Annotated in this window: 4 protein-coding genes and 6 pseudogenes; 9 read left to right on the forward strand and 1 reads right to left on the reverse strand. The window is 70.1% G+C overall.

The window, feature by feature from the left end:
* The 3 genes and pseudogenes from AD428_RS21645 to AD428_RS21655 all read left to right on the forward strand — a co-directional run.
* Positions 1-351 (forward strand): annotated as a pseudogene (locus AD428_RS21645) (3-oxoacid CoA-transferase subunit A); the annotation flags it as partial.
* A 71-nt stretch (positions 352-422) separates the two neighbouring features.
* Positions 423-1,133 (forward strand): 3-oxoacid CoA-transferase subunit B, encoded by a 711-nt coding sequence (locus tag AD428_RS21650; protein ID WP_053246553.1) that lies wholly within the window; start codon positions 423-425, stop codon positions 1,131-1,133.
* A 34-nt stretch (positions 1,134-1,167) separates the two neighbouring features.
* Positions 1,168-2,123 (forward strand): annotated as a pseudogene (locus AD428_RS21655) (tripartite tricarboxylate transporter substrate binding protein); the annotation flags it as partial.
* A gap of 12 nt (positions 2,124-2,135) precedes the next feature.
* Here the strand turns inward: AD428_RS21655 and AD428_RS21660 are convergent.
* A pseudogene (locus AD428_RS21660) lies at positions 2,136-2,795 on the reverse strand (LysR substrate-binding domain-containing protein); the annotation flags it as partial.
* A 6-nt stretch (positions 2,796-2,801) separates the two neighbouring features.
* Here AD428_RS21660 and AD428_RS28560 point away from each other — a divergent pair.
* The 6 genes and pseudogenes from AD428_RS28560 to AD428_RS21685 all read left to right on the forward strand — a co-directional run.
* Positions 2,802-2,993, forward strand: a complete 192-nt coding sequence (locus AD428_RS28560) for a 3-isopropylmalate dehydratase small subunit (RefSeq protein WP_235491062.1) — start codon at positions 2,802-2,804, stop codon at positions 2,991-2,993.
* Positions 2,990-3,193, forward strand: a complete 204-nt coding sequence (locus tag AD428_RS28565) for a hypothetical protein (RefSeq protein WP_235491063.1) — start codon at positions 2,990-2,992, stop codon at positions 3,191-3,193. The genes AD428_RS28560 and AD428_RS28565 overlap by 4 nt, the downstream gene beginning before the upstream one ends.
* Before the next feature lie 10 nt (positions 3,194-3,203).
* A pseudogene (locus tag AD428_RS21670) lies at positions 3,204-4,116 on the forward strand (alpha/beta fold hydrolase).
* Positions 4,117-4,160: 44 nt separating this feature from the next.
* Positions 4,161-4,409: a DUF1289 domain-containing protein gene (locus AD428_RS21675; protein WP_053246554.1), complete on the forward strand. Its 249-nt coding sequence runs from the start codon at positions 4,161-4,163 to the stop codon at positions 4,407-4,409.
* A 99-nt stretch (positions 4,410-4,508) separates the two neighbouring features.
* Positions 4,509-4,925, forward strand: a pseudogene (locus AD428_RS21680) (glycosyltransferase); the annotation flags it as partial.
* A 13-nt stretch (positions 4,926-4,938) separates the two neighbouring features.
* Positions 4,939-5,771: pseudogene (locus AD428_RS21685) on the forward strand (amidohydrolase); the annotation flags it as partial.
* Between the last annotated feature and the right edge of the window lie 97 nt (positions 5,772-5,868).

Consider the following 5,868-nt stretch of genomic DNA (forward strand, 5'->3'; position numbering starts at 1 on the left):
GCTGGCCGAGCGGCTGCGGCGGCGGCCGGGGCGGGGCTGGGGCCGTTCTATACGCCCACGGGCTACGGCACGGAGTTGGCGCGGGGCCGCCGCCAGGAGGTCATCGACGGCGTGGGCTATGTGCTGGAGCATCCGCTGCACGGCGATTTCGCGCTGATCCGGGCGCACCGGGGCGACCGCTGGGGCAACCTCATGTACCGCCATGCGGCGCGCAATTTCAATCCCGTGATGTGCATGGCGGCGCGCCATGCCATCGCGCAGGTGGACGAGGTGGTGCCCCTGGGCACGTTCCCGCCCGACCAGATCATGACGCAGGGCCTGTTCGTGAAGGCCGTGGTCCCGCTGCGGTGACGAGGCCTTCCGTCCGGGCGGGAGAACGCATCCATTTCATGTGACGGCGCTTGGCGCCCTGGGAAACAGACATGCAGCAAGACACCGAAGACATCAAGGGCTTGAGCCGCCAGCAGATCGCGCAGTTGCTGGCCGGAGATATTCCCGACGGCGCCATCGTGAATCTGGGCATCGGCATGCCCACGCTGGTGGGCAACTATCTGCCGCCGGACAGGGAAATCCTCTTGCACAGCGAGAACGGCATCCTGGGCATGGGGCCGGCGGCCGCGGGCGATGCCGTCGATCCCGACCTCATCAATGCCAGCCGCCAGCCCGTCACGCTGCGCGTGGGCGCCTCGGTCACCGAGCACACGATCTCGTTTGCCATGATGCGCGGCGGGCATCTGGATTATGCGGTGCTCGGCGCGTTCCAGGTGTCCGAGCGCGGCGACCTGGCCAACTGGAAGACCGACGCGGCCGACGCCATTCCCGCCGTGGGCGCGCCATGGACCTGGCGGTGGGGCGCCCGGCAGGTGCTGGTCACCATGGAGCACCGGGGCCGCGACGGCGCGCCCAAGATCCTGCGCGAATGCACGTATCCGCTGACCGGCGCCGGCGTGGTGACGCGCATCTACACCGATCTGGCGGTCATCGACGTGACGCCGCGGGGCTTGAGCGTGCACGCCATGCTGCAGGGCCTGAGCCGCGAATGGCTGCAGTCCGTGACCGGCGCGCCGCTGCGTTTCCCGGACGGCCTGCGTTTCATCGAGCGGGACGCCAGCGGCGCGCCCCGCTACGCCTGAACACTCGAGCCCCGCGCGGGCAAAGGAGCTTGCGATGATCCGTTCCCTGCCGGCCCGCATGGCCGCGGTTGCGACAGGTTTGCTGTGCCTGGGCGCGGCCCACGCCGCACAGGGCTATCCCGACAAGCCCATAACGCTGCTGATTCCCTATCCGCCGGGCGGCAGCGCCGACATGCTGGCCCGGCCGCTGGGCGCGCAATTGCAGAAAATGTGGGGCCAGCCCGTGGTGCTGGAGTACAAGCCCGGAGCGGGCGGCACCATCGCCTCGGCCCAGCTGGCGCGCGCGAAGCCCGACGGCTATACGGTGCTGATGGTGCTGGCCGCGCACGCCATCAACCCCAGCCTGTACCCCTCGCTGCCCTACGACACGCGCCGCGATTTCGCGCCGGTGTCCCTGGCGGCGACGCTGCCCATGCTGGTGGCCGCGCCGCTTTCCACGCAGGCCGACACCATTCCGGAGTTGATCGCCTACGCCAAGGACCATCCGGGCAAGCTGAGCTTCGCGTCGGCGGGCAACGGCAACACCAGCCACCTGGCCGCCGAAATGTTCAAGCAGCGCACCGGCACGAACATGATGCACGTCCCCTACAAGGGCAGCGGGCCGGCCGTGGTGGCGCTGCTGGGCGGCGAAGTGTCCCTGATGTTCGACAGCATTTCGACTTCGCTGCCGCAGGTGCGGGCCGGCAAGCTCAAGGCGATCGCCGTGACGGGCGAACGGCGCTCGGCGCTGCTGCCCGACGTGCCCACCGTGGCCGAGAGCGTGCCGGGCTTCGTGGTCAACGGCTGGTACGGCATTCTCGCGCCGCCGGCACGCCGCCGGCCGTGGTGGAAACGCTGAGCAAAGGCATCGCCGAGGCGCTGCGGGCGCCGGAGGTGAAGGCGCAGCTCAATGGCTATGGCTACGAGGTCGTGGGCTCGACCCCCGAGGCGTTCGGCCGGCACATCGACCGCGAGCTCGCGGCCTGGAAAGAAGCGGTGGGCGGTGTCGGGCGCGAAGGTCAATTAGCCCCGGGCCTGCCAGACCGGATGCTGCGCGCCCGGCGCGCGCAGCCGGCGGGCGAAGCGCTGCGACAGGAACTCCACGAAAGCCAGCGTCTTGGCCGGCAGGTTCAGGCGCTCGGGGTAGACCACGTGGATGTCGGCGGGCGGGGTGTTCCAGTCGGGCAGCACCTGGCGCAGGCGGCCGTCGCGCAGGTAAGCCTCGGTTTCCCATTCCGACCGCATGACGATGCCGTGGCCGTCCAGCGCCCATTGCAGCGCGGATTGGCCGTCGTTGGAACTGAGCGGCCCGCGCACCTTGACGGTTTCGGAGCGCTGGCTGCAATCCAGCCGCCAGGTGCCGTAGGCCACGTCGTTCTCGCGCACCACGATGCAGCGGTGGCGCTGCAGCTCGCCCGGCGCACGGGGCTCGCCGTAGGTTTCCAGATAGCGGGGCGAGGCGCACAGCAGGCGTCGGTTGAACGCGATCTTGCGGGCGATGACCCGCGCGTCGGGCAGCTCGCCGAAACGCACGGCGGCGTCGAACCCTTCTTCGATGAGGTTGAGCGGACGGTCGGTGAGCTTGAGCTGCACTTCCACCTCGGGATACTGGCGCGCGAAATCCGATACGGCGGGCACGATGTGGGCGCGGCTGAACCCGAATGTGGCGTTCAGCCGCAGCAGCATGCGGTGTGGGGGCAGCAGCAGTTCGGCATCCGCGCGGTCATCGCGCCCAGCTTCGGCGAGATCTTCTATTTCAATGCGCTCAACAACGGGCTGCTGCTGGTGAGCCTGCCCGCCGCGCAGGTCGATGCGCTGCTGGCGCGGGTGTCGTCGCCGCGGGCGCCCGCCTGCGCATTGACGTGGAGGCCGGCCGGGTGAGCGCGGCCGATGGCTGGCATGCGGACTTTTCGCTGCCGCCGCGGCATCGGCGCATGTTCGCCGAAGGCCAGGACATGGTGGGCGCCTCGCTGGGCCGGCTCGAGGAAGTGGCCCGCTTCGAGGCGGCCCACTGGGCCCGGTTTCCGTGGATGAAAGACGTGGCGCGCCGCGTGCGCGACCGCCTCGATGCGAAGCCGTAAGATGGATGCCATGGCCGATTTCTTCGATCTCCCCGTCCGCCGCTACGCCGTCAACGGCATCCGCATCGCCGCGCGCTGCGAGGGCAGCGGGCCGCCGCTGCTGCTGTTGCACGGCCATCCGCAGACGCACGCCATCTGGCATCGCATGTGGCCCGAGCTGATCCGCCACCGCCGCTGCGTGGCGGCCGACCTGCGCGGCTATGGAGACAGCGACAAGCCCGCCGCCGCGCCGGGCCACTCGGCCCATTCCAAGCGCGTCATGGCGGCGGACATGGTCGCGCTCATGCGGGCGCTGGGCCACGCGCGTTTCGAGGTGCTGGCGCACGACCGCGGCGCGCGCGTGGCGCACCGGCTGGGCCTGGATCATCCCGAGGCCGTCTCGCGCATGATGCTGCTGGACATCGCGCCCACGCTGGACATGTACGAACAGACCTCGCGCGCCTTCGCGCAAGCCTATTTCCACTGGTTCTGGCTGATCCAGCCGGCACCGCTGCCGGAAACCATGATCGAACGCGATCCGGTGTTCTACCTGCGTTCCATCATGGGCGGCCGCCCGGGCGGGCTGGCGCATTTCGACCCGCGCGCCATGGCGGAATACGAGCGCGCCGCCCGGCTGCCGGGCTGGGCCACCGGCATCTGCGAAGACTACCGGGCCTCGGCCACGCTGGACCTGGAGCACGACCGCCAGGGCCGGGCCCACGGCGAGCGGCTGCGCATGCCCTTGCGGTGCTGTGGGGCGAAGCGCGGCGGCGGTGGGGCGGAATTTCGACGTGCAGGCGCTCAGGCGGGCAGTGGCCGGGCAGGCCGGCGGCCGGGCGCTTGCGGGGGCGCATTACCTGGCCGAGGAGGTCCCCGGCGAAGTGCTGGCGGAAGCGTCGGCGTTTTTCGGCTGGGCCGGCCAGCCAAGCCATGCATCGCGGTAGGGACATGAAAAAAGGGACGCAGCGCTGGTGGTAACCTTCGCCGCATGAGCCGTTATTCCACCGATCTCGCCGATCTCTCCGCACTGCCCGAGCCCGAAGACGCCCAGCGCGCCTTCAAGGCCTCGGACTCGCCCTGCGTGGCGGTGTGCTCCACGCTGTTCGACGACATCTGCCGGGGCTGCGGCCGTACGGCCATGGAAGTGGCCAACTGGGTCTTCATGACCGACGATGAAAAGCGCGCCGTCTGGGAGCGCATCACGGCGCAGGGGTATCCGCGGCGCAACAGCAAATAGGCGGAGCCGGGCCGCATGGCCCGGATCGTCTTGGCTGTGTCATCTTGCGCGGGCCCAATGGGGGCTTGCCCGCCCACGCAAGACGGAGATCCGGCCCGCATGCGCATCGTCCTGGTCACGGATGCCTGGCATCCGCAAGTCAACGGGGTCGTCCGCACCTGGACGACCATGCTGCAGATACTGACTTCCTGGGGGCACGAACTCGTCGTCGTGAGTCCCGAGGGCAGTCTCACCGTTCCCGCGCCGTCCGAGCCGCAGTTGCGGCTGTGCCTGCTGCCCGGCAGGCAACTGCGGCGGGCGCTGGGCGGCATGCAGCCCGATGCGCTGCACATCGCCACCGAGGGGCCGCTGGGCCTGGCGGCGCGCCGCATGGCGCTGGCGCGCGGCTGGCGCTTCACGACCTCGTTCCACACGATGTTTCCCGACTACCTGAAGGCGCGCATGGGCATCCCCGAGTCGCTGCCGTGGCGCTTTCTGCGCTGGTTCCACGCGCCGTCGCAGCGCGTGCTCGTGCCCCACGCCCCACGGTGCGCGCGCGCTGGCCGGGCGCGCGCGCTTCGAGGGCGCGCTCAACCTGATTTTTCAGCCAGCCGAGGAAGGCCACGGCGGGGCGCAGCGCATGATCGAGGACGGCCTCTTCCAGCGCTTTCCCTGCGATGCGGTCTACAGCTTCCATAACGAGCCGGGCTATCCGGCCGGGCGTTTCGGTTTCCGGGCCGGCGCCATGTACAGTTCCTCGGACACGGTGCTCATCACCGTGCGCGGCGTGGGCGGGCATGGCGCGATGCCGCACGCGGCGGTCGACCCGGTGGTGGCGGCGGCCGGCATCGTGCTGGCCCTGCAGACCATCGTGTCGCGCGAGATCGAACTGAACGACATGGCCGTGGTGACCATCGGCGCCATTCATGGCGGCGACGCGCCCAACGTGATTCCGCAATCGGTGGAGCTGCGGGCCGACGGCGCGCGCGGCGCGCCGAGACCCGCGCCCTGTTGCGCGAGCGCATTACCGCCATCGCCACGGCGCAGGCGGCGGTGCACCGCGCCACCGTGGAAGTGGACTACCGCTGGCGCTATCCGCCGGTGGTCAACGACCGCGAGGCCACCGCCTTTGCCGAAGAGGTGGCGCGCCGCTGGCTGGGCGAGGACTGGCTGATTCCCGACCTGGAGCCGCTGCAGGCCAGCGACGATTTCGCCTTCATGCTGCAGGAAGCGCCGGGCAGCTATTTCATTGTGGGCAACGGCGAGGGCGAGGGAGGCTGCATGGTGCACAACCCGGGCTACGACTTCAACGACGCCATTCTGCCGGTCACGGCCAGCTACTGGGTGCGGCTGGCCGAGGCGTTCCTGGCGCCGGCGGGCTGACGGCCGGGAGACGCAGCGCATGACCGTGTCGCCGACGCCGACGCGGCCGGCCTGCCGTTCGACCCCACCACCGAATATTGGCAGGCCATCGAAACCG

This window comes from Achromobacter sp. DMS1, assembly GCF_001270295.1.